Here is a 24,929-nt window from a genome sequence, read left to right as displayed (position 1 = left end):
ACGACAGCCAGTACCTTTGCGCGTGACGGTGGTATCTGGCTGGCACGGCTCGCATGTATACGCGGCGGCGGCCCGTATACCGCCTAGCGCGGCACCTTGAACGCCTTGCGCGCCGCCAGCACCTGCGCGCGCGTGGCGCAGCCCTCCTGGTGGTCGTTGACCAGGCCCATCGCCTGCATCAGCGCATACATCGTGGTGGGCCCGACAAAGCGCCAGCCGCGCTTCTTCAGGTCCTTGGACAGCGCGGTGGACTCGGGCGAAATGGCCATGGTGCGCAGTACCTCCGGCGTCAGCACCTTGGGCCGGCTGGCCGGATCGGGCTCGAAGCGCCAGAAGTAGGCCGCCAGCGAGGACTCCGATTCCAGCAGTTCGCGCGCCCTCCGGGCATTGTTGATCGCGGCCTCGATCTTGCCGCGATGGCGCACGATGCCGGCATCGCCCAGCAGGCGCGCGATATCGCGCTCGGTGAAGCGCGCGACTTTCTCGATGTCGAAATTAGCAAACGCCTTGCGGAAGGCTTCGCGCTTGCGCAGGATGGTCAGCCAGCTGAGGCCGGACTGGAACCCCTCCAGGCACAGCTTCTCGAACAGCCGGCGGTCGTCGGCGACCGGAAAGCCCCACTCGGTGTCGTGGTAGTGGCAATAGTCCTCCAGCGTGCCGCACCAGCCGCAGCGCACCGGTGCGGCCAGCGCTTCCTTGTTGCTCGTCATGCGTACCTTTCCAGTCTTGAATGAATGGGGCGCCGCTCCGGGTCTCGCCGGCCGGCGCATTTGCTGCGATCATGCCCGCACCTGAGAGATTGCGGAAGGCTGAAAATGGACATGCGATTGACCACCCTGGACGAGGACGGATGGGAGCTCGACGACGCCGAGCCCATCGCCGCCGCCCACCCCGACACCTTCTGGATGCCCCCGCGCCCGGAACGCGATGCGCTTGCCGCCGGCCAGCAGGTCAAGCTTATCTTCCGCATTCTCGTCGCGGACGAGGAAGGCAACGAGGAAGTCCACGTCGAGCGGATGTGGGTCAACGTGACCGGGCGCGAAGGCGCGCTCTATACCGGCGAACTCGACAACCAGCCGTACTGCACCGACGAGATGAATCCCGGCATGCCGCTGTGTTTCGAGGCCCGGCACGTGATCAATATCTATCGGGAAGGCGACGAGGAGGCTTGAGCCACACTCGAGCGGCCAGCCGCCGGCCAAAAAAAAGCCAGCCGGTGCGGCTGGCTTTTTCGATGGAAACGCGCGGCGCGCTCAGGCCAGCCGCTTGCCGGTCCGGTCGTGCATGAACACCAGCGCGACAAAGCTGACCGCGGCGGCGGCGATCACATAGTAGGCCGGCGCCAGCTTGTTCTGGGTCGACTCGATCAGCCACGTCACGATCAGCGGGGCGAAGCCGCCGAAGATGGTCACGGCGAAGTTATAGGCCAGCGACAGGCCGGTGGAGCGCACTTCGGTCGGGAACTGCTCGGCCAGCACCGCCGGCGCCGGGCCGGTAAAGGCTGCCAGCAGGATGCCCAGCACGATCTGCACCTGCAGCAGCGTCTGCGTGGTCGGTGCCACGTTGAGCCAGTGGAACAGCGGATAGGCGAGCACGCCGATCAGCAGCGCCACCACGCCCAGCATGCGCTTGCGGCCGAGGCGGTCCGACAGCATGCCCATCAGCGGGCACAGCACCAGGATGATGGCACCGCACAGCGCGGTCGACTGGAACGTCGCGCCCAGCGGCAGGCCCAGCTGCTGCTTGGCGTACGACGGCATGTAGAACACCAGCACGTAGGTGCAGACTGTCCACAGGATGGTCACGCCCAGGCCCGCCAGCACTTCGCGCGGGTGGTCGCGCAGCACCTGCGACAGCGGCGAGAACTTCACCTGCGCGGCCTGGCGGGCGGCCTGGCGCGCCTCGAACTCGGGCGGCTCGTGCAGGTGCGAGCGGATATACATGCCCACCGGGCCGATCAGCAGGCCGAACAGGAACGGGATGCGCCAGCCCCAGGCATCGATCTGCTCCGGCGACAGGCCGTTGGTGACCAGCGCGCCCATGGCGGCGCCCAGCATGAACGAGATGCCCTGGCTTGCCTGCTGCCAGCTGGCGTAGGCGCCGCGCTCGGCGTCGGGCGCGTGCTCGATCAGGAAGGCGGTGGCGCCGCCGACTTCGCCACCGGCGGAAAAGCCCTGGATCAGCCGCGCGACCACGATCAGCGCCGGGGCCCACAGGCCGATCTGGTCGTAGGTCGGGGCCAGGCCGATGATGGCCGTGCCCAGCGCCATCAGCAGGATGGTCAGCGTCAGCGCGGCCTTGCGGCCGACGCGGTCGGCATAGACGCCCAGCACGATGGCGCCGACCGGGCGCATGAAGAAGCCTACGCCGAAGGTGGCGACGGTCAGCAGGAACGAGGTCAGGTCATTGCCGGTGGGAAAGAACAGCTTGGCGATGATGACGGCAAAGAAGCTGTAGACGGTGAAGTCGAACCACTCCAGGCCATTGCCGATGGTGGCGGCGATGATCGCCTTGCGTCGGGTGGCGTTGGTCAGTTCTGGAACGGGGGCGGTAGTCGCGGTCATGAAGCGTGGGTCTTGCGGGGAAACCGCCATATTAAGCGATTCCTTAATCCCGGACCTCGGCGCTAGTCGTGCCACTCAGTTGCGGCGTGCGGGTTCAGGCATCCGACGGCCTGGGCTGCGGCTGGCTTGGGGCAGCTTCGCCGGGGCCTGGCGGAGCCAGGGCGGACTCCGCGGCAGGGGCAGGGCGGTGGCGGCTGAGCCACAGCAGTACGGCGCTGGCGACCCAGCCGGCCACGAACACGGTGTCGCCGGCCCGGTTCAGCCAGGCCGACGCGGCCGGCATGCCGGTCACGGACAGCAGCAGGCCGGCCGGCAGCCGCGCCAGGATCCACAGCGCGACGGCGGGCAGGCTGCCGTAGACGCCCGGCTGCCACCATTGGCCGGGAATGCGGTGGTGCCGTCCGGTGCGGCGCGGATTGCGCGATGCCACCTGAGTCTCCTCATGTTGCGAAAGCCCCCGCGCAGCGCCTGCAGGGCGGGCTTCCGGCTGCAGCATAAGCCCCTTGCGCCGGCCGCAGGGCGGCCTCAGCGCGAGTTGTGTGGGCCGCGCCACGGATGGCCCCGCGATTCAATTTTTTTGCATGAGGTGTCCGCAAACGGCGTCCGCGAGCGTCGTCGTTCTTTGCCAAACTGGAAGCCAGTACACAAACCGTTTGAAGGCGGTGTTGCCATGCTTCCCTCGCTCTATATCTCCCACGGCTCGCCGATGCTGGCCATCGATCCAGGCCCCACCGGTGCCGCGTTCGAGGCCTTGGGCGCGCGGCTGCGCGCGCTGCGCCCGCGCGCGGTGCTGGTGATTTCGGCGCACTGGATCTACAGCACGCTGGCGGTCACCAGCCGTGAACGCCAGGAGGCCTGGCACGATTTCGGCGGCTTCCCGCGCGAGTTGTACGCCTTGCGCTACGACGCCCCGGGTTCGCCGGAACTGGCGGCGCGGGTAAAGGTGCTGGTGGAGTCGGCGGCGATTCCCGGCGCGGGCTTTGTCGGCCACGACGACGAGCGCCCGCTGGACCATGGCGCCTGGATGCCGATGCGCCACTTCTTCCCCGATGCCGACATGCCGGTGGTGCAGCTGGCGCTGAATCCCTACCTGCCGCCCGCGACCCAGATCGCGATCGGGCGCGCGCTGGCGCCGCTGCGCGACGAGGGCGTGCTGGTGCTGGCCTCGGGCAGCTTCACCCACAACCTGCAGGAAGTGTTTGGCGGCGGCCGGCGCGAACAGCACGGCCCGCAGGCGGAGCCGTACGTCGAAGCGTTCCGCAAGTGGATGGCCGACGCGCTGGACCAGGCCCTGGCCAGCGGCGACACCCGCCTGATTGCCGACTACCGTGCCCAGGCGCCCTATGCGCGCCGCGCACATCCGACCGACGAGCACCTGCTGCCGTTCTATGTGGCGCTGGGCGCGGCGCTCGGCCCGGAGGGTACGGGCCCGGCCTTGCCGGAGCCAGCCACGGTGTCCCGGGTGGCGGACGAGGTCACCTATGGCGTGCTGGCGATGGACAGCTTCGTGTTCGAAGGCATGGGTGCCGGGGCGCCGCTGCGTGCCGCGGCCTGAAGGTCTGAAGGCTTACCGGCCCGACGGCGCGCGCGGCGGCAGGTAGCGCCGCGCCGAGCGCGCTCCCGCCACTGCGATCCAGCCCATGGTCAGCGCCACCAGCGCCAGGCCGGCGCGCAGGCTGGCCAGGTGCGCCACGCCGCCGATCAGCACCGGGCCCAGCAGCAGCCCGACGTAGGCGAAGCGCGCCACGCGCGCAATCGCTTCCGCCGGCGCCACGCCCGGCAGCCGCGACGCGGCGACAAAGAAGATCGGCACCATATTGGCCGCGCCCAGCCCCATCAGCGCAAAGCCTGCCAGCGCGGCCAGCGGCAGCGGCACGGCCAGCGCCAGCGCAATGCCGGCAAAGCCCAGCCAGGCGCTGCCGGTCAGCGTGGCGCTGTCGCCCAGGCGCGCGCGCAGACGGTCGCCGCCGAAGCGCCCGCACGCCATGCCGCCCGAGAACGCGGCATAGCCCAGGCTGATCCAGCCGTCGGGGGCGCGTGCCACGTCGCGCATGTAGACGCTGGTCCAGTCGTACATCGCGCCTTCGCCGATCAGCCCGAGAAAGGCCAGCAGCCCCAGCAGCCATAGCGCCCGCACCGCATGGTCGCGATGGTGGGGCGCGGAAGGCGGCACCGGATGGTCGGCCAGCAGCCCCGGCAGCGTGGCCACCGCCACCGCCGCGGTCACGCCGGCCATCATGGCCGCATGCGCCAGCGGCGGCACGTCCCAGGCCAGCATCACGCCGCCAAAGCCCGCGCCTGCCATGCCGCCCAGGCTGAACATGCCGTGCAGCGACGACATCACCGGCCGCGTGCGGCTGGCCTCGACCGTGGCGGCCTGCGCGTTCATGGCGACATCGAACGCCGCGTTGGTCATGCCGAAGGCCAGCAGCGCGGGCAGCAGCAGCCAGAACGACGGCATCGCCAGGATCGCCACCGTGGCCAGCGCGAACAGCAGCCCGCCGGCCATCGAGGCGCGCGCGCTGCCGGCGCGCGCCACCCAGCGGCCCCCCGGGCCCATTGCCAGGATGGCGCCGCCCGCCACCGCGAGCATCGCCAGCGACAGCATCGCGTCGGACAGGCCGAAGCGCGCCTTGATGGTGGGGATATGCACGCCCCAGGTGGCGAAGGTGGCGCCGTTGACGAAGAACAGCGCCATGGTGCCGCGCGTGGCGCGCGCAACCTGGCCGGCAGGCAGCGCGGCGGCGGACGCCGGGGAGCCGGTCATGGACGCGCCGCCTCCAAGCGCAGCAGCCCGCGCCGGTGCAGCGCGTAGCCGAACGCCAGCAGCGCGGCCAGCGCCAGCGCCAGCATCACCCACAGCATCAGCCAGTAGCCCCCGGCCGCGCGCCACAGCAGCGCGCCCAGCCACGGCGCCGCCGCCTGCATCAGCAGCACCGGCGTCATCATCAGCCCGTTGAGGGTCGCATAGTGGTGGCGCGAGATCAGTTCCGGCATCGCCATCGCGCGCAGCATGGTGTTGACGCCGTTGGCGCAGCCGTACAGCACGGCCGCCACCATCAGCCAGGCGCCATGCCCCAGCGCAAAGCACAGCAGGCCGACGCTCATCAGCGCATAGACGGGCAGCGACAGCCGCACCGGGTGGCGCACGCCAGCGCGCATCATCAGCATGCGGCCCGCCACCTGGGCCGGCCCGATCAGCGCCGCGACCGCCAGCTGCTGCGCCACCGGCATGCCCTTCTCGGTCAGCATCGGGATCAGGTGTGCGCCCAGCAGCGACGCCACCACCGCGGTCGCGGTAAAGGCCAGCACCACCGCCCAGAACACCGGCTGGCGCAGCGTGGCGCGGGCAATGTCGCGGCCGCCGGCGGCGGCCGTGCCGGCGCCTGCGCCAGAGTACGAGGGATGCAGGGCGTAGCGCATGCGCGCATGCAGCGGCGCGCAGACCAGCAGGTTCAGCAGGGCAAAGCCGACCAGCGTCGGGCGCCAGCCGACATGCAGCACCAGCCATTGCGCCAGCGGCACGAAGATCGTGCTGGCAAAGCCGGCCATCAGCGTGACCGCGACGATCGGCTTCTGGTACTGGTCGCCATAGGCCTGGCGCAGCACCACGAAGGCGGGCTCGTACAGCGTGGTCGCCATGGCCAGCCCGAGCGGCACCCACATCAGCAGGAACACGGACTGCGATGGCGTCCACGCCCACAGCAGCAGGCCCAGCCCGGCCAGCACCGAGCCCGCGCCCATCACCTTGCGCGCCGGCGCGCGGTCCAGCAGCCGCCCGACCGCGAACGAGCACAGCGCCCACACCAGCAGCCCCAGCGAGTAGCCGCCCGCCAGGAAGGGCTTGGACCAGCCCAGGCTGCGGATCATCGGGTCGATGAAGACGGTGAAGGCGAAGAACAGCGTGCCCCAGGAGATGGTCTCGGTCAGGCCGAGGATCCACACCAGCCGGCGCGGCGGCGTGGCGGGCTGCGCGGGCCCGGCGCGGGCCGGGCTGGCGTCAGGATCAGAGTCGGCAGCGTCCGTGCCGGGGCTGGCTTCGAGAGTGGTCATGGCGGGCCCGGCGGGGGATGGCCGCCACGGTAGCGGCGCGCCTGGGGCCAGTCGGAAATTGTAGCGATGCTGCGCGCCGGCTGCTCGCGGCGCAGGGGGCGCGACGCGCGTTACTGTGCGGTCACCGGCGTGGGCGGGCCTTTCAGCTCGACCACGTTGCCGTCCGGGTCCTGCACATAGAGCGAGGGTCCCTTGCCTTCGGCGCCGAAGCGCTGCGCCACTTCGCCGGCGTCGACGCCATGCCGCGCCAGGTGCGCGCGCAGCGCCTGCGCGTCGAACGGGTCGATGCGCAGGCAGAAATGGTCGAGGTTGCGGCCCTGCGCGCCCGGCCCGGCGCCGCCCGCGCGGCCCAGCGGACCATCGAGCGTGACCAGGTCGATCAGGCTGGCACCGGCGCGCAGCTGGGTCAGGCCCAGGTCGGCCTGCTCGCGCTCGACGCTGCAGCCGAGCACGTCGACATAGAAGCGGCGCAGCGCGTCCACATCGGCGCTGCGCAGCACCAGGTGGTCGATGCCGAGGATGCGGAAAGCCGCGTCAGTGGTGCAGTCCGTCATAGTCGATGATCTTGAGCTTATCCAGGTCGACATTGTCGAGGCAGCGCACATTGACCGCGGCCATCGGCTTGCCGTCCTTGTCCTGGCCATCCGCATACGGGCCGCAGCCGCACACCGGGCAGAAGCGGTGCGCGATCTTCATGGTGTTGAAGCGGTAGGTGGAGGCGTTGCTTTCGGGCGTCTCCAGCTTGAACGACGCGCGCGGCACGAACCACAGCAGGTGCCCGCGCCGGCGGCAGATCGAGCAGTTGCAGCGGATCACGCTGGGGATGCTGTCGGCCTCGACCGCGAAGGCGATGTTGCCGCAATGGCAGCTTCCGTTGAAGGTCATGTCACTCTCCTTGCGACTGGGTCCGTGCGTACCGGCATCGCAGCAACGCTGCTGCGCCGCAATATGCCGGCACATTGTTCGGTTTTTGACAGTGTAGTCCGGTCACGGGTGCCACAATGCCAGCACCCACAAGAGGAGACCAGCATGAGCGACCCCCATACGCCGGCACGCGCCACCTTCAGCCATATGGAACACGGCACCCGCGACGACTGGGCCGCGATCTCGGCCGAGTTCATGCCGTTCGCCCGGGCGCTGCCTGACCGCGTGCTGGCGCACCTGCGCCTGCTCGACGGCGACTGCGGCGGCTTCCCGGTGGACCGGCTCACGCATTCGCTGCAGACCGCGACGCTGGCCCACCGCGACGGCCAGAACGAGGAATACGTGGTCTGCGCGCTGCTGCACGATATCGGCGATACGCTGGGCAGCTTCAACCATCCCGACATCGCCGCCGCCATCCTCAAGCCCTTCGTCAGCGCCGAGAACCTGTGGATGGTGGAAAAACACGGCGTGTTCCAGGGCTACTACTTCTTCCATCATCTCGGCCTCGACCGCAACCTGCGCGAGCAATACCGCAACCAGCCCGAGCTGTTCGAGCGCACCGCGGAGTTCTGCCGCAAGTACGACGCCGCCGCCTTCATGACCGACTACGACACGCTGCCGCTGTCGTTCTTCGAGCCGATGGTGCGAAGGGTGCTGGCGCAGCCGAGGAACTCGATGTATGTGAAGCCGGGAGAGACGACGCTGGCGCAGGCGTAAGCCGACGACGCACGTCTGCCGATGGTGTTTCCCTCTCCCCGCATGGGGAGAGGGCAGGGTGAGGGGTGGTTTGGCTAGGAAACACGCATCCAGACGCTCCCGCCCTCACCCCCGGCCCCTCTCCCGCACGCGGGAGAGGGGAGCAAACAGCGGGGTTTGCAAAAGCACTCGCCGTCAAGCCGCCCGCTGCGCCGTCTCCGGATGCCGGAACTGCTCCAGCAGCTTCGCCCAGCGCGCCCGCACCGCCTTCAGGTTGTTTTCCTTCACGTGGCCGAAGCCGCGGATATCGTCGGGCAGATTGGCCAGCGCCACCGCGGTGTCGTGGTTGGCGGCATTCAGGCCAGCCACCACCTCATCCAGCAAGGCGCGGTACTCGCCGATCAGCGCGCGCTCGGTGCGGCGTTCCTCGGTCTTGCCGAAGATGTCGAAGATGCCGCCACGCAGTCCCTTCAGCTTTGCCAGCACGCGGAACAGCTTCATCGTCGACGGGCCGAACTTGCGCTTGACCAGCTGGCCCTTGTCGTCGCGCTTCGCGTTCAGCGGCGGCGCCAGCCAGAAGTTGAGCTGGTAGTCGCGGCCGGGTTCGCCCTCGAACTGCGCGCGCAGCTTGTCGAGGAAGGCCGGGTCCGTATAGAGGCGCGCCACTTCGTACTCGTCCTTGTACGCCATCAGCTTGGCCAGGTTGCGTGCCGCCGCCTCGGTCAGCGGCAGGGCCTTGCCGCTGCCCAGCAGCGCGCTCTCGGCCGCGCGCACGCGCTCGATCGCTTCGCGGTAGCGGCCGGCATAAGCCGCATCCTGGTACGCCGTCAGGTGTTCCACGCGGCGCGCGATCAGCTTGTCGAGCAGGGCGCCGGTCGATGCCGGCAGCTTGACCACGGCCGCGCCTTCGGCGGTGCTCCTGAGCTTGCCGCTCAGCGACAGCACGTGCTCCGGGTCGTGCGCCATATGGCGGCCCCAGTCGAACGCGGCCTTGTTCTTTTCCACCGCCACCCCGTTCAGCTCGATGGCGCGCTCCAGCGCCTGCAGCGTCAGCGGGATCCAGCCCTTCTGCCAGGCGTATCCGAGCACCAGCGGGTTGGTGTAGATGGCATCGCCCAGCAGTGCCACGGCCAGGCCCGAGGCATTGATGAAGTCGCACTTCTCGCCCACCGCATTGCGCACGTCCTGCTCGGCCGACAGGCCCGGGAACTGCCACTTCGGGTTCTTGATGAAGTCGGCGGTCGGGGTTTGCGCGGTGTTGACCACGGCGCGGGTGCGGCCGGCCTGGGTTTTGGAGATGACCTCGTCGGAGGCCGACACGATGGCGTCGCAGCCGATCACCAGGTCGGCCTCACCCATGGCGATGCGGGTGGCATGCAGGTCGTCGGGGCGCGCGGCCAGCTGCACGTGCGACAGAACTGCGCCGCCCTTCTGCGCCAGCCCGGCCATGTCGAGTACGGTGACGCCCTTGTTCTCCAGATGCGCGGCCATGCCGAGCAGGCCGCCGATGGTCACCACGCCGGTGCCGCCGACGCCGGTGACCAGGATGCCGTAGGCGCGGCGGATCGCCGGCAGTTGCGGCTCAGGCAGCGGCGGCAGGCTGTCCATCGACACGCCGTGCTGCTCGGGCTTGCGCACCTGCGCGCCCTCGGCCGTGACAAAGCTGGGGCAGAAGCCGTTCACGCACGAGAAGTCCTTGTTGCACGACGACTGGTTGATCTGCCGCTTGGTGCCGAACTCGGTTTCCAGCGGTTCCACCGACAGGCAGTTGGACTTGACCGAGCAGTCGCCGCAGCCCTCGCACACCGCGTCATTGATAAAGGCGCGGCGCGGCGGGTCTTCCATCGTGCCGCGCTTGCGGCGGCGGCGCTTCTCGGTGGCGCAGGTCTGGTCGTAGATCAGGATGGTGCAGCCCGGCACCTCGCGCAATTCGCGCTGCACGCGGTCGAGCTGGTCGCGGTGGTGGATGTCGATGCCTGCCGGCAGCTTGATCGCCGCGTTGTACTTCTCGGGCTGGTCGCTGACGATGACGATCTGCTTCGCGCCCTCGCTGTGCACCTGCCAGGCGATGTCCTGCACCGACAGCTGGCCGTCGACCGGCTGGCCACCGGTCATCGCCACCGCGTCGTTGTACAGGATCTTGTAGGTGATGTTGACGCCCGCGGCGATCGACGCGCGGATCGCCAGCAGCCCGGAATGGAAGTAGGTGCCGTCGCCCAGGTTGGCGAACACATGCTTGTCGCCGGCAAACGGCGCCTGGCCGATCCACGCCACGCCTTCGCCGCCCATCTGGCTGAAGGTGCTGGTGCTGCGGTCCATCCATACCGTCATGTAGTGGCAGCCGATGCCAGCCAGCGCGCGCGAGCCCTCGGGCACGTTGGTCGAGGTATTGTGCGGGCAGCCCGAGCAGAACCACGGCTTGCGCTCGGCCTTCGGCTGGTCCTTGCCCTGGCCGACCACGCGCGGCGTGGCCAGCGCCTTTTCCTTGGCCTCGATGATGGCCAGGCGCGCGGTGATGCGCGCGCGCACGTCCACCGGCAGGTCGAACTTGTCCAGGCGCGTGGCGATGGCCTTGGCGATGATCGCCGGCGACAGCTCATAATGCGCCGGCAGCAGCCAGTGGCCCTGCGGGATCGACCATTCGCCGCCGGCGTTGTCCTTCTCGTCGAACTTGCCGTAGACCTTGGGGCGGACATCGTCGCGCCAGTTGTACAGCTCTTCCTTGAGCGCGTACTCCATGATCTGGCGCTTCTCTTCGACCACCAGGATTTCCTGCAGCCCCTCGGCAAAGGCGCGCGCGCCATGCGCTTCCAGCGGCCACACGCAGCCCACCTTGTACAGCCGGATGCCGATCTGCGCGCAGGTGGCATCGTCCAGGCCCAGGTCGGCCAGCGCCTGGCGCGTGTCCAGGTAGGCTTTGCCGCCGGTCATGATGCCGAAGCGCGCATGCGGCGAGTCGATCTCGATGCGGTCCAGCTTGTTGGCACGCACATAGGCCAGCCCGGCGTACCACTTGTAGTCGAGCAGCCGCGCTTCCTGCTCCAGCGGCGGATCGGGCCAGCGGATGTTGAGGCCGCCCGGCGGCATGATGAAGTCCCCCGGCAGCGCGATCTGCACGCGATGCGGGTCCAGCTCTACCGAGGCCGACGATTCGACCACGTCGGTGACGCACTTCATCGCCACCCATAGCCCGGAGTAGCGGCTCATGGCCCAGCCATGCAGGCCGTAGTCCAGGTACTCCTGCACGTTGGACGGATACAGCACTGGCAGGCCGCAGGCCTTGAAGATGTGCTCGGACTGGTGGGCGAGCGTCGACGACTTGGCCGAATGGTCGTCGCCGGCCAGCACCAGCACGCCGCCGTGCTGCGAGGAACCCGCGGAATTGGCGTGCTTGAACACGTCGCCGGTGCGGTCCACGCCCGGCCCCTTGCCGTACCACATGCCGAAGACCCCGTCGAACTTTGCGTCGGGGTACATGTTGACCTGCTGCGAGCCCCACACCGAGGTCGCGGCGAGGTCTTCATTCAGGCCGGCCTGGAACACGATATTGTGCGCGGCGAGGTGCTTCTTGGCCTTCCACAGCGACTGGTCGAGCGCGCCCAGCGGCGAGCCGCGATAGCCGGAGATAAAGCCGGCGGTATTCAGCCCGGCGGCGTGGTCGCGCTCCTGCTGCAGCATCGGCAGGCGCACCAGCGCCTGCGTGCCGCTGATATAGATGCGGCCGCGTTCGAGCGTGTATTTATCTTCGAGGGAAACGTTGGCGAGCGCCTGGCGGATGGCGTCGCTGACCGGCGAGGTCAGGGGGGCATTCATGCGTGCTCCTCTATGGGCGTGCTGTCGGGATCACCGAAACCTGCAGTTGTGGGCAACCGCCGCGTCGCCTCTTGTGAAGGCTCCGGGTGGCTGTGTCTCTGCGCGGCATGGTAGCACCGCCACAAAATGGGCGGTACCTTGCAATGCAGCACAAAGCGTGCCGGTTGCGCCGGTGATTTCCCGTATGGACAGGCCTTGGCGTGTACACTGCGTTGCATCGAGACCGCCCGTGCCGACGCCGGGCCGTCTCCCATGAGTCATATCTGCGTTGCCATCCTGGTGCAACCCGATCTCTTGACCGCCCGCGCCGGTGCGCGGCTTGCCAGCGAATATCGAACATGACCAATTCCCCCCGCCAGGGCACAGCGACCCTGGCCGTGCTGATCGACGCCGACAACGCGGCGCCCGCCATCGTCGAAGGCCTGCTGGCCGAGGTCGCCAAGTACGGCGTGGCCGCCGTCAAGCGCATCTACGGCGACTGGACCCGGCCCAACCTGGCCGGCTGGAAGGAGCGGCTGCTGTCGCACTCGATCCAGCCGATCCAGCAGTTCCGCTACACCGTCGGCAAGAACGCGACCGACAGCGCGATGATCATCGATGCCATGGACCTGCTCTACACCGGGCGCTTCGATGGCTTCTGCATCGTCTCCAGCGACAGCGACTTCACCCGGCTGGCCTCGCGCATCCGCGAGCAGGGCCTGATCGTGTACGGCTTTGGCGAGCGCAAGACGCCCAAGCCGTTCGTCACCGCGTGCGACAAGTTCATCTATTCCGACGTGCTGCGCGCCGAAGTCGACACCGACGGCGCTGACGGGACCGACGGCGCCGCCGCGCCCACGCGCAAGCGTAGCACCGGCGAGCTGCGCCAGGATTCGCGCCTGGTGCGCCTGCTGCAGAACGCGGCGCAGGCGGTGTCGGACGAAGACGGCTGGCTGACGCTGGGCAGCATGGGCAACCACATCGCCAAGCAGGCGCCGGAATTCGACTCGCGCAACTACGGCTACGGCAAGCTGTCGGAGCTGGTCGTGGCGACCGGCCTGTTCGAGGTCGAGACCCGCAACGGCGGCAACAACAAGACCATCTGGGTGCGGCTGAAGAAGCGCGCCAAGGGCGGCGAGCCGCAGCAGCAACAGCGTGCGGCGCAGCCGCCGGCCCAGCACGCCGAGCCGGCGCGCCGCCAGCCCGCCCCGGCGCCGGCCGAAGCGCCGGAACCTGCGCGCGGGGTCGAACCGCTGCCCACGCCGGAGACCGTTACCCCCGAAGCCGAGGCGCCGGCGCAAGCCGAGCCGCCCTTTGTCGCGGCCGACGCGGTGCAGTCAGAGCCCGAGCCGCAACCAGTGCCGCCGCTGGAAGCCGCGCCGCAGCCGGATCCGCAACCGCAGGCGGGCAGCCGCACCAGCGCGCGCAAGCGCGCGGCGCGACGCCCGGAGGTGACGCTGAGCGAGACGCCGTGGCCGATCGACCAGTCGGTATTCGCCGCGCCGGGCACGACCGTGCTGACGGCGACCGTGGAGGCGGAACCGCAGCCGGCCGCTGTCGAACCCGAAGCCGCACCGGCGCCGGCACCGGCGCGCAAGACGCGCAAGCGTCCGAGCAAGAAGGCAGAGTAAAACCGGCTGTGGGTCTTCTCCCTCTCCCGTTTGCGTGAGAAGGGAGCCTGCACCAGCGGCGTCAGGCAATGCGAGCGTTGCTGGTTGCCGGCGCAGCGCCCTTACCGCACCAGCTGGTTGATCTCGATGATCGGCATCAGCACCGCCAGCACGATCAGCAGCACCACCACGCCCATGGTCAGGATCAGCAGCGGTTCCAGCAGGCTGGTCAGGAACAGCGTGCGCCGTTCCAGTTCCTGCGCTTCGCCCTGCGCGGCGCGCTCCAGCATGATCGGCAGGTTGCCGGTGGCTTCGCCCGAGCGGATCAGGTGCACCAGCACTGGCGGAAACTGGTTCTGCGCCGCCAGCGCGCGCGCCAGCGAGGCGCCTTCGCGCACGCGGGTGTTGGCGTCTTCGACGTTGGCGCGCAGCGCCTCGTTGGTCAGGGTTTCGCCGGCGGCCTGCAGGCTGCGCAGGATCGGCACGCCCGCGGAGACCAGGATCGCGAGCGTGCCGGCAAAGCGCGCGGTGTTGTAGCCGCGCACCAGCTTGCCCAGCAGCGGCGCGGTCAGCAGCCAGCGGTGCCATTCCAGCCGCACCGCGGGCTGGCGCAGCAGCCGGCGGATGCTGAACGCGGCCACCGCGATCACCGCCAGCGCAGCCCACCACCAGTTGCGCACGAAATCCGACAGCCACAGCATGACGATGGTCAGCGTGGGCAGCTTCTGCTTGGTGTTGGCGAACACACTCACCACCTGCGGCACCACGTACGACAGCAGGAAGATCACGATCGCGAACGCCACCACGGTGACGATGGCCGGATAGGTGAAGGCCAGCCGGATCTTGGAGGTCAGCGTGTTGCGCGACTCGATATAGCCGGCCAGCCGCTCCAGCACCACGCCCAGGTGGCCGGAGTGCTCGCCGGCCGAGACCAGCGCGCGGTAGATGTCCGGAAAATCGCGCGGATGCTGCGCCAGCGCGACCGACAGCGCGCTGCCGCCCATCACCTCGGCGCGGATGCCGGCCAGCAGTTCATGCACATAGGGCCGCTCGGCCTGGTCGGCCAGCGCGCCGAGCGCCTCGTCCAGCGGCAGGCCGGCCACGATCAGGCTGGCCAGCTGGCGCGTGAACAGCGCCTGCTCCTGCGTCGACAGCTTGCGCGCGAACAGCTGGCTGCCGGCGCGCGGCGCCAGGCCGGCGCCGGCGAGCGCATCGACGGTCAGCGGCGTCAGCCCGCGCGCGCGCAACTGGGTGCGGGCCTGGCGCGCGCTGTCGGCCTCGATCACGCCGCGATCGGTCTTGCCGGCGGCGTCGGCGGCTTCATAGCGGAAAGCTGGCATGCGGGCGGCTCCGCGTCAGTCGCGCGTGACCCGCAGCACTTCCTCGAGCGAGGTCGCGCCGCTGTCGATCCAGCGCTGCGCGTCGCCGCGCATGGTGTGCATGCCGTGCGCCAGCGCCACCTGCTTGATTTCCGATTCGGGCGCCTGGCGGTGGATCATGGTGCGGATTTCATCGTCGACCGTGAGCAGCTCGTAGACGCCCATGCGCCCCTGGTAGCCCGACTGGCCGCACTTGTCGCAGCCGACCGGATGCCAGACCGTCTGCAGCGGCTTGCCCTGCGCGTGCAGCACCTCGGCCTCGGCCGGCGTGACCTCGATCACTTCCTCGCGCTTGCAGTGCGGGCACAGGCGCCGTACCAGCCGCTGCGCCAGCACCCCCAGCAGCGACGACGACAGCAGGAACGGCTCGATGCCCATGTCGACCAGCCGCGTCACCGCCGAGGCCGAGTCGTTGGTGTGCAGCGTGGCCAGCACCAGGTGGCCAGTCAGCGACGCCTGCACCGCGATCTGCGCGGTTTCCAGGTCGCGGATCTCGCCGATCATGACGACGTCCGGGTCCTGGCGCAGGATTGCGCGCAGGGCCTTGCCGAAGGTCATGTCGATGCGCGGGTTGACCTGGGTCTGGCCGATGCCGTCGAGGTCATACTCGACCGGGTCTTCCACCGTCATGATGTTGGTGGTGCGCGCATCCAGCCGCGACAGCGCGGCATACAGCGTGGTGGTCTTGCCCGAGCCGGTCGGCCCGGTCACCAGCACGATGCCGTGCGGCTGGCGGATCAGGTGGTCGAAGCCGCGCAGCGTGTCGGGCGCCATGCCAAGCTTGGCCAGGTCGAGCCGGCCGGCTTCCTTGTCGAGCAGGCGCAGCACCGCGCGCTCGCCGTGGCCGGTGGGCAGCGTCGAGACCCGCACGTCGACCGGCCGACCGCCCACGCGCAGCGTGATGCGGCCATCCTGCGGCAGGCGCTTCTCGGCGATGTCGAGCTGCGCCATGATCTTGATGCGCGAGATCAGCGCGCCGTGCAGCGCCTTCTTGGGCCGCACCACGTCGCGCAGCGTGCCGTCGACACGGAAGCGCACCACCGACGACGATTCGAACGGCTCGATATGGATATCCGAGGCGCCTTCGCGCGCGGCCTGCGTCAGCAGCGCGTTGATCATGCGGATGATCGGCGCATCGTCTTCGGATTCCAGCAGGTCTTCCACCGCGGGAATGTCCTGCATCAGGCGCGACAGGTCGACCTCGCCCTCGACCTCGCCCACCACCTGCGCGGCGCTGCCGTCCTGGCGGTTATAGGCGTCGGACATGGCGTGCTCCAGCGCCTCGGGTTCCAGCACGCGCAGGCGCAGCGCGCCATGCACGCGCGCCACTTCGGCCAGCGCGGTGGGCGAGGTGGCGCGGCTGACCCACACCTCTAGCCCGTCGGGGCGCTGGTGCGCGATCAGCAGCGGCGCTTCGCGCGCAAAGCCGTAGGAGACCAGCCGCGCCGCCATCGGCGAGGGCGGCTCGAGCTCGGCCGGCGGGTTGATGCCGGCGGCTGCGGCGGGTGGGGTGGAGAGGGCGGTTTGGACTTCGCTGGCCATGACGGGCCTCAGTACGGGAGTGCGGCTTCGCCGCGCTGGTTGAGCGGCTGCGTGGGGCTAACCGGCGCTTGCGGCGCGGGTTGGGGCGCGGGTTGCGGGACCGGTTCGGGCAGCGGCTGCGGCACCGCCTGCGGCGGCTGTGGCTGACCCGGCACGCCCGGCTGCGGCGCGCTCTGCGGCGCGCTCTGCGGCAGCGTCTGGGGCAGCGGCAGCGGTCCGGCCACGGGGCCGTTGGTGCGCGGATTGACGAACGGCGTGCTCGGCGCGTCGGCCGGCGGCAGCATCGGCGTGTTGGTGTCCCGCACCATGATGTTAGGCGATACGAAGCCCTGCTGCTGCGCGCGCATATAGTCGTAGCGGTCCGCCGTCAGGCGGTCGGTGGCGCCGCTCGTGCGCATCACATAGGGCCGCAGGAACACCAGCAGGTTGGTCTTGGAGCGGTTCTTGTTCTCGTAGCGGAACAGCCCGCCGATCAGCGGGATGTCGCCCAGCAGCGGCACCTTCTGCACGCCGTCGCCATAGTTGTCCTCGATCAGGCCGCCCAGCACGATGATCTGGCCGTCGTCGACCAGCACGTTGGTCTCGATCGACCGCACATTGGTGGTCGGGCCCTGGATCAGGTTGGCGGTGGCCTGCACCACGTTCGACGATTCCTGGAAGATCTGCATCTTCACCAGCCCGCCGTCGGTGATCTGCGGCTTCACGCGCAGCGTGATGCCGACGTCCTTGCGGTCGAAGGTCTGGAACGGCGTGACCGAGGCCGCGCCGCCGGTCTGGGCATAGGAGCCGGTGGTGATCGGGATGTTCTGGCCGATCAGGATCTTGGCTTCCTCGTTCTCGAGCGTGATCAGGTTCGGCGTCGACAGCAGGTTGACGCTGCCGTTGCTGCCCAGCGCGCGCAGCAGGGCGCCCAGGCCCATGGCCCGGTTGACGATGCCCAGGTTCAGGCCGCCGATGTCCTGCACCAGCCCCTGCGCCGCGGCGATGCCGGCGGTGCGGTTGCTGTCGGCCAGCGCGCCGGCCAGGGTCAGGTTCAGGATGTTCTGTCCGCCGGTGCCGAAGTTGGTGCCGGCGAAGACGTTGTTGTTGCCGCCGGGCGAGCTGATCAGGCCCTGCCACTGGATCCCCAGCTCGCTCGCCTGGGTCGCGGTCACCTCGACGATCATCGACTCGATGTAGACCTGCGCGCGGCGTGCGTCGAGGTCGTCGATCACGCCGCGCAGGTTGCGGTAGACCGGTTCGCTGGCGGTGATGATCAGCGAGTTGGTGGACGGGTCCGCCTGGATGATGCCGCCGGTGGTGGGCTGGGTGTTGGTGCCGAACGAGGCGGAGAAGGCCGAGTTGCCATAGGCGCCGCCGGTGCCGCCGCCGGTGCCGGTGCCGCTGCGCATGCCGGTCTGGGTGGTGGTGGCGCCGCCGGTGAACTGGCCGCCGGTCGGCGTCGAGACATTGGTCATGCCCGCCGCGCCGCCGATGCCGCCGGCCTGCCCGCCGGGCTGGGTGGTGGTGGCGAAGCTGCTGTCGGCGGCGACGATGGCGCGCAGCGTGGCGGCCAGCTTGATCGCATCGGCGTTCTTCAGCGGCACCACCCAGATGTTGCCGGGGCGCGCGTAGGGCTGGTCGAGCTTCTCGATCAGCTGGCGCGCCTGCTGCAGGCGCGCGCGGCTGGTGGCGCGGATCATCAGCGAATTGCTGCGCGGCTCGGCCACCACCGAGGTGCGCAGGCTGGCATCGACCGCCGCGCCGCCGCCGCCGGCGGCACCTGCGGCGGCCGGGTCCAGCAGCCGCTGCAGCACCGTGGCGGTATCGCTGGCGAGCGCATGCTTGAGCGGCACCAGCTCGACCTCGCCCGAGGCCGGCGCATCGACCGCGGCGATGATGCGGGCGATGCGGCGCAGGTTGTCGGCGTAGTCGGTGATGACCAGGGTGTTGTTGGCCGGATAGGCGGTGATGGTGTTGTTGGGCGCGATCATCGGCCGCAGCACCGGCACCAGGTTGTTGGCCGACTCGTAGTTCAGCCGGAACACCTGCGTCACCACCTGGTCGCCGCGGCTGGGGCTGCCGCCGATCACGGTGGGCGAGCCCTGCAGCTTGGCGTCGGCCTCGGGCACGACCTTGGTGAAGCCGTTGCTCTCGACCATGGCATAGCCCTGCATGCGCAGCACCGACCCCAGCGTCTGCAGCGCCTGCGCGCGCGAGACCGGCTGCTCGGTGACGAGGTTGACGGTGCCCTTCACGCGCGGGTCGATGACGAAATTCTTGCCGGTGGCCTGGCCGACCGCCCTGATCACGGCGTCGAGATCGGCGTTGACGAAGTTCAGCACCACCTGGTCGCGGTTGGCGGGGGTGACGTCGGGCGGCGCTGGCGGAGTGCCTTGCGTACGCGAGCCCGGCGCGCCGGGCTGGGCCCACAGCGGCGCGGGCGCCAGCAAGGAGAGCCCGCAGAGCAATGCCACGGCGCGGGCGCAGGCGGTCTTGAAAACAGGTCGGTTGGCGTGGGTGGTCATAGTCATTTCCGTGGGCTGTGCGCTCTGCGTGGCATCAGAAACGCAGCCTAGTCACATTGTTGTCTCGTCGTCCCAGCAGGCTCAGCAGGCTGGCCAGTTGCGTGGCGGCCTCGGGTTCGGCATGCGCGGTTCCCTCGAAGCGCGCCTGGCGCCCGAGCGTGCCGCTGCCCTCCAGGTGCAGCGGACCATCGATGGTGCTCAGCTGCAGCTTGCCGCCGCCTGCGCCGGTCCAGTCGATCTCGGCGCGGTAGCTGCCAAGCGGGCGCAGCCGGCTGACCGCGGCCGATACCTGCTCGATGCGCAGCGTCATATGGCCGGTCATGCCCTGGCCGGAAAACCGGCCCTGCAGCGTGGACCAGTCCACCCGCATCAGGCCGTCCGGGCGCAGCGTGTTGAACGGCGCGCCCACGCCCTCGAGCAGCGACGCGGGCAGCCGCATCGCGCCCGACTGCGCGCTCCAGCCCACCGGCGTGGCGGTGACCGCGACCGGCGCGGCCATGGCCTCCGAATGGGTCAGCACCAGCCGCGCGCGGCCGGTCAGCAGCGGCCAGAACGCCAGCGTCCAGTGCAGCCGGCCGGGCAGCACGGTGGCGGTCTGGCTGCCGGCACCGGCCGACAGTGCCAGCGTGGCACTGCCGCGCCACAGCGAGCCGCTGGCATCGGCGAGCAGCACGCGTCCCTGCGTCTGCGTGGCGACGCGCGCGGCGATCCATGTCGCCGGCAGCATCGCCACCGTGGTCACCGCGGCCGTGGCCAGGCCCAGCCCGAGCCAGCGCAAACGCCGCGCGGCGGCCGGCTGGCGCAGCGCGCGCCGCGGCAGGCGCAGGGTTTCCAGCCGCACCATCAGCTGCGGCCACCCGGACCCTGCAGGGTCGCGGTAACGTTCACCAGCGCGGTGGCGCCGACATAGACCACGCGCGCATCGATCACCTTCATGCGCTGCTGCTGGCGCACGTCCTGCAGCCAGGTGCTGACCGCCCCGAACGGGACCTTGTCCAGCTGCACCTGCACGCTGTTGTCGGCGGCGGCCGCCAGCCGCGTCGCTTTCAGGCCGTACTGGCCCAGGCTTTCCTGCAGCGCCTGGGTCAGTTCATCGCCGCGCAGCGACGGCGCCGGCGTGGCCTTGAGGCCGCGGGCTTCCTGCGCCAGCGTTTCCATCTCGGCCAGGTCGGCACGCAGCTGCGGCAGGTTGCGCGCGGCGCGCTCGCGGCCGTCGGCGGCCGGCTCCCACAGCAGCATGTAGCCGAGCACCAGTGCCAGCACCGCGGCGCCGCCGCCCAGGATGGCCTGCTCGCGCGGGTTGCGCGCCGACCAGAAGGCGTCGAAGCGTTCGCGCCAGGCCTGCGGCACCGACGGGCGCAGCCGCGCCATGCGCGTGCGCAGCGTGGCGGCGCCGACGCGGCGTGCGGCGGGCGAAGGGCTGCGGGTGGAGTTCTTGAATGGGTTCATGTCGGGCATGCGCCGGTCACAGGCCGGGCTTGATGGTCCAGCGCGAGCCGGGTGTCACAGGCGTGCCTGCGCTGGAGCCGGTGCTGCCCGCGGCATTGCCGGCCTTGTCCTCTTCCATCTGCAGTCCGGCCTGGCGCGCCGCGCTGCGCAGGCCGGCGGTGTCGGTGCCGGGCTTGAGCGTCACCACCAGCATGCGGCCGCGGTACTCGAGCGCCTGCAGCGCATCGGGCGCGAGCCGGCGCGCGGCCTGGGCGAAGCGGTCGGCCAGCGGCAGGAAGTCATCGGGCGTGCTGCGGCCGCTGGCGATGCGCAGCTGCTCGACCTGCCGGCGCATCTGCAGCGGCGGGTCGATCACCGTCGGCGTCTGCGGGAAGGTGCCGCGCAGCGTTTGCGCCTGCGCGGCTTCGAGCCGTTGCTGTTCGTTGCGCAGCAGCAGCCAGTGCGTGTTCATGCCGATCAGCTGGACCAGCACCAGGCCGGCGGCCAGCGCCAGCGGCAGGCGCCACGCCACCAGGTTCCAGCGATCGGCGCGGCCCTGTGCGAATTCGAACTGTGCCAGGTCCAGCCCCGGCTCGCGCAGGCAGTCCTGCGCACCGTCGATCCACAGCCGCCAGCCGGTGCGGCCGGCCTGGCGCAGGCCGGGGACCGGCGCCATCGCCGCGGCGTCGGTATCGGCATACCAGTTGCCTTCAGGCGCCAGCGCCTGCCATGCGGCCAGCGCGTCGTCGCCCAGCAGCAGGCCGTAGCCGGCGTGTGCGCCGGTGCGCACGGTCAGCTGCCACTGGCGTGCGGTGCTGCCGGCGGTGGCCGGCAGGGCTTCGCCCAATGCATCGCCGAGGGCACCGCCTTCGGCGAATGCGCCGGCGGCGGCCTCGACCACCAGTGTGGCCGGCTGCACCGTTGCCGGTGCCGCGCCGGGCGGCGCCAGCGTCGGCTCGGCGCCGGCTTCCTCTTGCGCGGGCGCGGCCAGCGGCACGCACAGCTGCGCGGCCAGCACGTGGCGGCGGCGATGGCGGTGCTCGGCAAAGGCATCGAGCACCGCGCGCAGCCAGGCGCGGTCCGCCACCATCAGCAGACGCTGGCGCGGCCCGCGCGCGGGCGCGGCGGCGTCGAGGGCGGGGCCGATGCCGATATGGCAGGGCTGCGCATCGGTGGCGAGGGCATCCTCGACCAGGTTGGGCAGCGCCTGCTTCAAACGTGCGGGCGGCAGCGGCGGCACGCTGGCGCTGGTCAGCAGTACGTCGCTGGCGGCGAGGATCAGCACCAGCCGCTCGGCCGCGGGCAGGTCGGCGATGCGGGCGTGGCCTTCTCGCAACACTTCCGGTGCGGCACGGGGCAAGCCGCGCCGCGCGGCATCGGCAGCCGCCGTGCGCACCAGCGCAAACGGCAGGGCGCCGAACTGCCACGGTTGCGGCTGGTCATGCGGCCGGTGCGGCAAGCGCACGTACAGAGTGGTGCTCAAGGTGTCCTTGCTTTGGCTTCAGTAGAACGGCTCGATAAGGCGCATGGCCCATGGGGGTGCGCCCGGGAACGCCCCGGCGCAGGAAACTTGCCGGAGTGCGGGGATGCCGGCGGGCGGCCTGGGAGGCCGATCAGCGGCGAGCGGGCTGGTGTCAGGCTCGCGCCAGCGCCGCAGCATACCTTGCCTGCGTGACAAAATCGCGTCAATACCATTCTCCCCGGTTGCTGCGGTGTGCTGTTTTCACATGTGCGCCAGGCCGCCTTGCCATGCTCAGCGCAGGTCCGGCAGCCGGTCCGCGTCCTGGATCCAGACCACGCGGGTGGTGTTGGCCGCACCGAGCGGTTCGCCGCGGTAGATCAGCGACACCTGCAGCCGGCTGGCGCGCTCGTGCCGCACCAGCCCGTAGACCAGGAAGTAATGCGAGCGCACGTCGAGCAGGTTGCCGAGGTTGCCGCTGCTCGCCTGCGGCGCCAGCGCGGACAGCTGCGTCTGCAGGTTGCCGATGTTGTTGAAGTAGGCGCGGTCGCGCTGGCGCACCAGCTCGCGCGCACGCTCCAGCGGCAGCTTGTCGATCATCGCGGCCAGCACCTCGGCCTCGGCGGTGTTGGCATTGACCAGCGTGCGCTCGGGCAGCACGATCACGAAGGGCTCCAGCACCGCCACCATCTCGGGCGTATAGCCGGGCAGCGCCAGCAGGCCCTGCACGCTGTCGAGCGGGCGCGGCGCCTGGCGGCCCGTGCCCTCGCCGCCGTGGCCACCCTGCGCGGCCTGCAGCATGTGGCGCGCGGTGGTCTCGGCCAGCGCCGGGTTCAGGCCCACGGTGCGCAGCAGCCGGCCATAGGCCGCCTGCGCCGACTGGTCGATATTGGCGACGCGCCCGGCCGGCGCGCCCTGGCCGCCGGTGGCGGACCATGTCACCAGGTTGGCAAGGTTGAAGCGCGCCTGCGCATCGAGGATGCGCCCGGACAAAAACGAGGTCTCGCCCGCCACGTCGGTGCGCAGCGACGCGCCCAGGAAATCCGACAGGCGGGTCTCGGCGATCGGCACCGCCCACGGCTCGCCCAGCTCATCGACGTTGCTGCGGCGCTGGTCGTCGCGCAGGATCAGCCGCGCCCAGTCGACCGCGGCGCGCTCGATCCAGGTGGCCTGGGCCAGCAGCCGCTGGTTCTCGATGGCGCGGATCTGCACCTGCTGCCGCCACAGCATGCCCGACACCACCACCACCGCCAGCGTCACCATCAGCAGCGCGGTGACCACGGCGGCGCCGCGCGCGCGGCGCTGCGCGAAAAGGCGGGGGCGGGGGCGGCGGGGGCGCTCGGGGTGGCGTGCGTGCGTCATAGCCCCGACATGCAGATCTTCTGGAACTGCCGCGGCGCGTCGCCGTCGCCCATGCGGGCGAGGATGGTCAGTTCCACCGCGCGCACCGCGGTATTGGGCACCGCCGCGCCGGCCTCCGACGCCTGCACCGCGCTGGCCGCGTTGCCGCTGAACAGCACGTTGCGGATGCGGTTGCTGTCGGCCTGCCAGCCGCCGGGCTCGACCCAGGCGCGCGCGCTCATGCCGTCGACGTTGCCCAGCACGCGCCGCACCTGTGCGCCGTTGCCGCCGCCCTGGCGCAGCGCCAGCAGCGACGACTGCAGCGCGGCGCGGTTGCTCACCGGCGGCGCGGCCACGCGCACCAGCGTGTTGCCGTCAAGCTGGTACGACAGCGCCTGCCATGCCGGCGGCTGGCCTTCGTCGCGGCGGTCGCGCACCAGCAGCACGCGGTTCTGGCCGATCTCGACCGGGCTGCCCTGCAGCAGCGTGGGATTGGCCAGGTGCTCGCAATCGGCCTGCAGCTGGCCGTACAGCACCTTCAGCGCATCCAGCCGGGCGTCATGGTCGATCAGCCGTTCGCGGCCGCGCGTCAGGCTGTCCAGCGCGCGCCAGCCGATCACCGCCATCACCGCCAGCAGCGTGATGGCGACCAGCATTTCCAGCAGCGTGAAGCCGCCGGCGGAGCGGCGCGCGCGCCGGCGCTCAGAGCACGTTGCGGATTTCATTGGGAACGATGGTGACGAGCCACGCCAGCCGCACCGACTTGTCGGTGGCCGACGGATAGACCGCGATCTCGACGCGGCGGAACACCGGATTGGGCGTGGCCGACACGGACTGCTCGCAGTACAGCGGCGTGCCGCCCTGCGGGCAGGCATAGCCGCTGACGCCGGGCTCGGGCCAGGTCTTGGCCAGGCGCAGCGCGGCCAGGTGGTTCTCGGCGCTCCATTCGGCCAGCATCCGGGTCTGCAGCGACGCGCTGGCATCGACCATCGAGCCCATCGCGCGCATCGCCGCGGTCAGCGCCACCGCCAGGATGGTCAGCGCCACCAGCACTTCGATCAGCGTGAAACCGGCCGCGCGGGCGCGCCGGCGTGCAGGCAAGCGGGCGCGCGTCATGGCGTGCTGGCGAAATAGCGGCCGCTGCCGTCGCCGGCCACGTCGACACGGATATCGCCGCGCACCAGCACCAGCCGCTGCGGGGCATCGATCAGCTCGCGCCCGAAGATCAGCCGCGGCGGGCTGTTGGTGCCGGTGCTGCGGCCGCCTTCGGCGACGATGACCTGGTCCAGCGCCAGGCGCCAGGTGCCGGGCGCGAACACGTCGGTGCGCAGCGGGATCCAGCCGTTGGGGGTCGATTCGAGGAAGCGCCAGCCGCCGGCGTCGCCTTCCCAGGCGATCGGGCGCGCGCCCAGCTGCGCTTCTTCCTGCGCCAGCTCGAACAGCCGCGCGATGCGCTGGCCGTCGTCAAGCACGCGGCCGCGCTCGTTGGGCGAGGCATTGACCGCGACCAGCGAAATCACGATGCCGGCGATCACCATCACCACCAGCAGTTCCAGCAGCGTAAAGCCGGAATGCCTGTAGCCGGAGTGCCGCTGCCGCAGGGCGCGGCGGCGCGGCGCCGTGATCATGATGGA

Annotated in this window: 22 protein-coding genes; 4 read left to right on the top strand and 18 right to left on the bottom strand. The window is 70.3% G+C overall.

The window, feature by feature from the left end; all coding sequences use genetic code 11:
• Positions 1-83: 83 nt before the first annotated feature.
• A complete protein-coding gene (locus tag A2G96_RS00210; RefSeq protein ID WP_062795713.1) occupies positions 84-710 on the bottom strand; it encodes a DNA-3-methyladenine glycosylase I in 627 nt (208 codons plus the stop codon).
• Positions 711-815: 105 nt separating this feature from the next.
• Between A2G96_RS00210 and A2G96_RS00205 the strand changes: the two genes are divergently transcribed.
• Positions 816-1,172 (top strand): DUF2314 domain-containing protein, encoded by a 357-nt coding sequence (locus A2G96_RS00205; RefSeq protein ID WP_062795711.1) that lies wholly within the window; start codon positions 816-818, stop codon positions 1,170-1,172.
• 81 nt (positions 1,173-1,253) lie between these two features.
• Here the strand turns inward: A2G96_RS00205 and A2G96_RS00200 are convergent, their stop codons facing one another.
• Positions 1,254-2,564: an MFS transporter gene (locus tag A2G96_RS00200; protein WP_062801978.1), complete on the bottom strand. Its 1,311-nt coding sequence runs from the start codon at positions 2,562-2,564 to the stop codon at positions 1,254-1,256.
• Between the two features lie 94 nt (positions 2,565-2,658).
• A complete protein-coding gene (locus A2G96_RS00195) occupies positions 2,659-2,994 on the bottom strand; it encodes a hypothetical protein (protein ID WP_062795709.1) in 336 nt (111 codons plus the stop codon).
• 240 nt (positions 2,995-3,234) lie between these two features.
• Between A2G96_RS00195 and A2G96_RS00190 the strand changes: the two genes are divergently transcribed.
• Complete coding sequence (locus A2G96_RS00190; protein WP_062795707.1) at positions 3,235-4,119, top strand: DODA-type extradiol aromatic ring-opening family dioxygenase; 885 nt, start codon at positions 3,235-3,237, stop codon at positions 4,117-4,119.
• A 12-nt stretch (positions 4,120-4,131) separates the two neighbouring features.
• Here A2G96_RS00190 and A2G96_RS00185 read toward each other — a convergent pair whose 3' ends face one another.
• From A2G96_RS00185 to A2G96_RS00170, 4 genes are all read right to left on the bottom strand, one after another.
• The gene (locus A2G96_RS00185) at positions 4,132-5,331 is read right to left on the bottom strand and encodes an MFS transporter (RefSeq protein WP_062795705.1); all 1,200 of its coding nucleotides are present in this window, start codon (positions 5,329-5,331) and stop codon (positions 4,132-4,134) included.
• Positions 5,328-6,617, bottom strand: coding sequence for an MFS transporter (locus A2G96_RS00180; protein ID WP_062795703.1), 1,290 nt, complete (start codon positions 6,615-6,617; stop codon positions 5,328-5,330). The genes A2G96_RS00185 and A2G96_RS00180 overlap by 4 nt, the downstream gene beginning before the upstream one ends.
• Before the next feature lie 110 nt (positions 6,618-6,727).
• On the bottom strand, positions 6,728-7,171 hold the full coding sequence (locus tag A2G96_RS00175; RefSeq protein ID WP_062795700.1) for a VOC family protein: 444 nt from the start codon (positions 7,169-7,171) through the stop codon (positions 6,728-6,730).
• Positions 7,152-7,502, bottom strand: coding sequence for a GFA family protein (locus tag A2G96_RS00170; RefSeq protein ID WP_062795698.1), 351 nt, complete (start codon positions 7,500-7,502; stop codon positions 7,152-7,154). The genes A2G96_RS00175 and A2G96_RS00170 overlap by 20 nt, the downstream gene beginning before the upstream one ends.
• A gap of 144 nt (positions 7,503-7,646) precedes the next feature.
• Here A2G96_RS00170 and A2G96_RS00165 point away from each other — a divergent pair, with 144 nt between their 5' ends.
• Complete coding sequence (locus tag A2G96_RS00165) at positions 7,647-8,258, top strand: HD domain-containing protein (protein WP_062795696.1); 612 nt, start codon at positions 7,647-7,649, stop codon at positions 8,256-8,258.
• A 174-nt stretch (positions 8,259-8,432) separates the two neighbouring features.
• Here the strand turns inward: A2G96_RS00165 and A2G96_RS00160 are convergent, their stop codons facing one another.
• The gene (locus A2G96_RS00160) at positions 8,433-12,050 is read right to left on the bottom strand and encodes an indolepyruvate ferredoxin oxidoreductase family protein (protein ID WP_062795694.1); all 3,618 of its coding nucleotides are present in this window, start codon (positions 12,048-12,050) and stop codon (positions 8,433-8,435) included.
• 338 nt (positions 12,051-12,388) lie between these two features.
• On the opposite strand from A2G96_RS00160, the gene A2G96_RS00155 reads away from it, so the two are divergent.
• On the top strand, positions 12,389-13,660 hold the full coding sequence (locus A2G96_RS00155; protein WP_062795692.1) for an NYN domain-containing protein: 1,272 nt from the start codon (positions 12,389-12,391) through the stop codon (positions 13,658-13,660).
• 101 nt (positions 13,661-13,761) lie between these two features.
• On the opposite strand, the gene gspF is transcribed toward A2G96_RS00155, so the two are convergent.
• The 10 genes from gspF to A2G96_RS00105 all read right to left on the bottom strand — a co-directional run bounded on the left by gspF (position 13,762) and on the right by A2G96_RS00105 (position 24,923).
• A complete protein-coding gene (gene gspF, locus A2G96_RS00150; protein WP_062795690.1) occupies positions 13,762-14,979 on the bottom strand; it encodes a type II secretion system inner membrane protein GspF in 1,218 nt (405 codons plus the stop codon).
• Between the two features lie 15 nt (positions 14,980-14,994).
• Positions 14,995-16,470, bottom strand: coding sequence for a type II secretion system ATPase GspE (gene gspE, locus A2G96_RS00145; protein WP_062801977.1), 1,476 nt, complete (start codon positions 16,468-16,470; stop codon positions 14,995-14,997).
• 98 nt (positions 16,471-16,568) lie between these two features.
• Positions 16,569-19,067: a type II secretion system secretin GspD gene (gspD, locus tag A2G96_RS00140; protein WP_062795688.1), complete on the bottom strand. Its 2,499-nt coding sequence runs from the start codon at positions 19,065-19,067 to the stop codon at positions 16,569-16,571.
• Positions 19,068-19,101: 34 nt separating this feature from the next.
• Entirely contained in the window at positions 19,102-19,911 is an 810-nt protein-coding gene (locus tag A2G96_RS00135; RefSeq protein ID WP_062795686.1) for a type II secretion system protein N, read from the bottom strand.
• Positions 19,911-20,516 (bottom strand): type II secretion system protein M, encoded by a 606-nt coding sequence (locus A2G96_RS00130; protein ID WP_062801976.1) that lies wholly within the window; start codon positions 20,514-20,516, stop codon positions 19,911-19,913. The genes A2G96_RS00135 and A2G96_RS00130 overlap by 1 nt, the downstream gene beginning before the upstream one ends.
• A 16-nt stretch (positions 20,517-20,532) precedes the next feature.
• Positions 20,533-21,978 (bottom strand): type II secretion system protein GspL, encoded by a 1,446-nt coding sequence (gspL, locus tag A2G96_RS00125; RefSeq protein WP_062795685.1) that lies wholly within the window; start codon positions 21,976-21,978, stop codon positions 20,533-20,535.
• 270 nt (positions 21,979-22,248) lie between these two features.
• Complete coding sequence (gene gspK / locus A2G96_RS00120) at positions 22,249-23,316, bottom strand: type II secretion system minor pseudopilin GspK (protein WP_062795684.1); 1,068 nt, start codon at positions 23,314-23,316, stop codon at positions 22,249-22,251.
• Entirely contained in the window at positions 23,313-24,020 is a 708-nt protein-coding gene (locus A2G96_RS00115; protein ID WP_062795681.1) for a PulJ/GspJ family protein, read from the bottom strand. Before A2G96_RS00115 ends, gspK begins: the two co-directional genes overlap by 4 nt.
• Positions 23,998-24,411 (bottom strand): type II secretion system minor pseudopilin GspI, encoded by a 414-nt coding sequence (gene gspI / locus A2G96_RS00110; RefSeq protein WP_062795679.1) that lies wholly within the window; start codon positions 24,409-24,411, stop codon positions 23,998-24,000. The genes A2G96_RS00115 and gspI overlap by 23 nt, the downstream gene beginning before the upstream one ends.
• Positions 24,408-24,923: a GspH/FimT family pseudopilin gene (locus A2G96_RS00105; RefSeq protein ID WP_062795677.1), complete on the bottom strand. Its 516-nt coding sequence runs from the start codon at positions 24,921-24,923 to the stop codon at positions 24,408-24,410. Before A2G96_RS00105 ends, gspI begins: the two co-directional genes overlap by 4 nt.
• Between the last annotated feature and the right edge of the window lie 6 nt (positions 24,924-24,929).

Source organism: Cupriavidus nantongensis (assembly GCF_001598055.1).
Classification (GTDB): Bacteria; Pseudomonadota; Gammaproteobacteria; order Burkholderiales; family Burkholderiaceae; genus Cupriavidus; species Cupriavidus nantongensis.
This window is presented reverse-complemented; position numbering and strand designations above follow the sequence as displayed.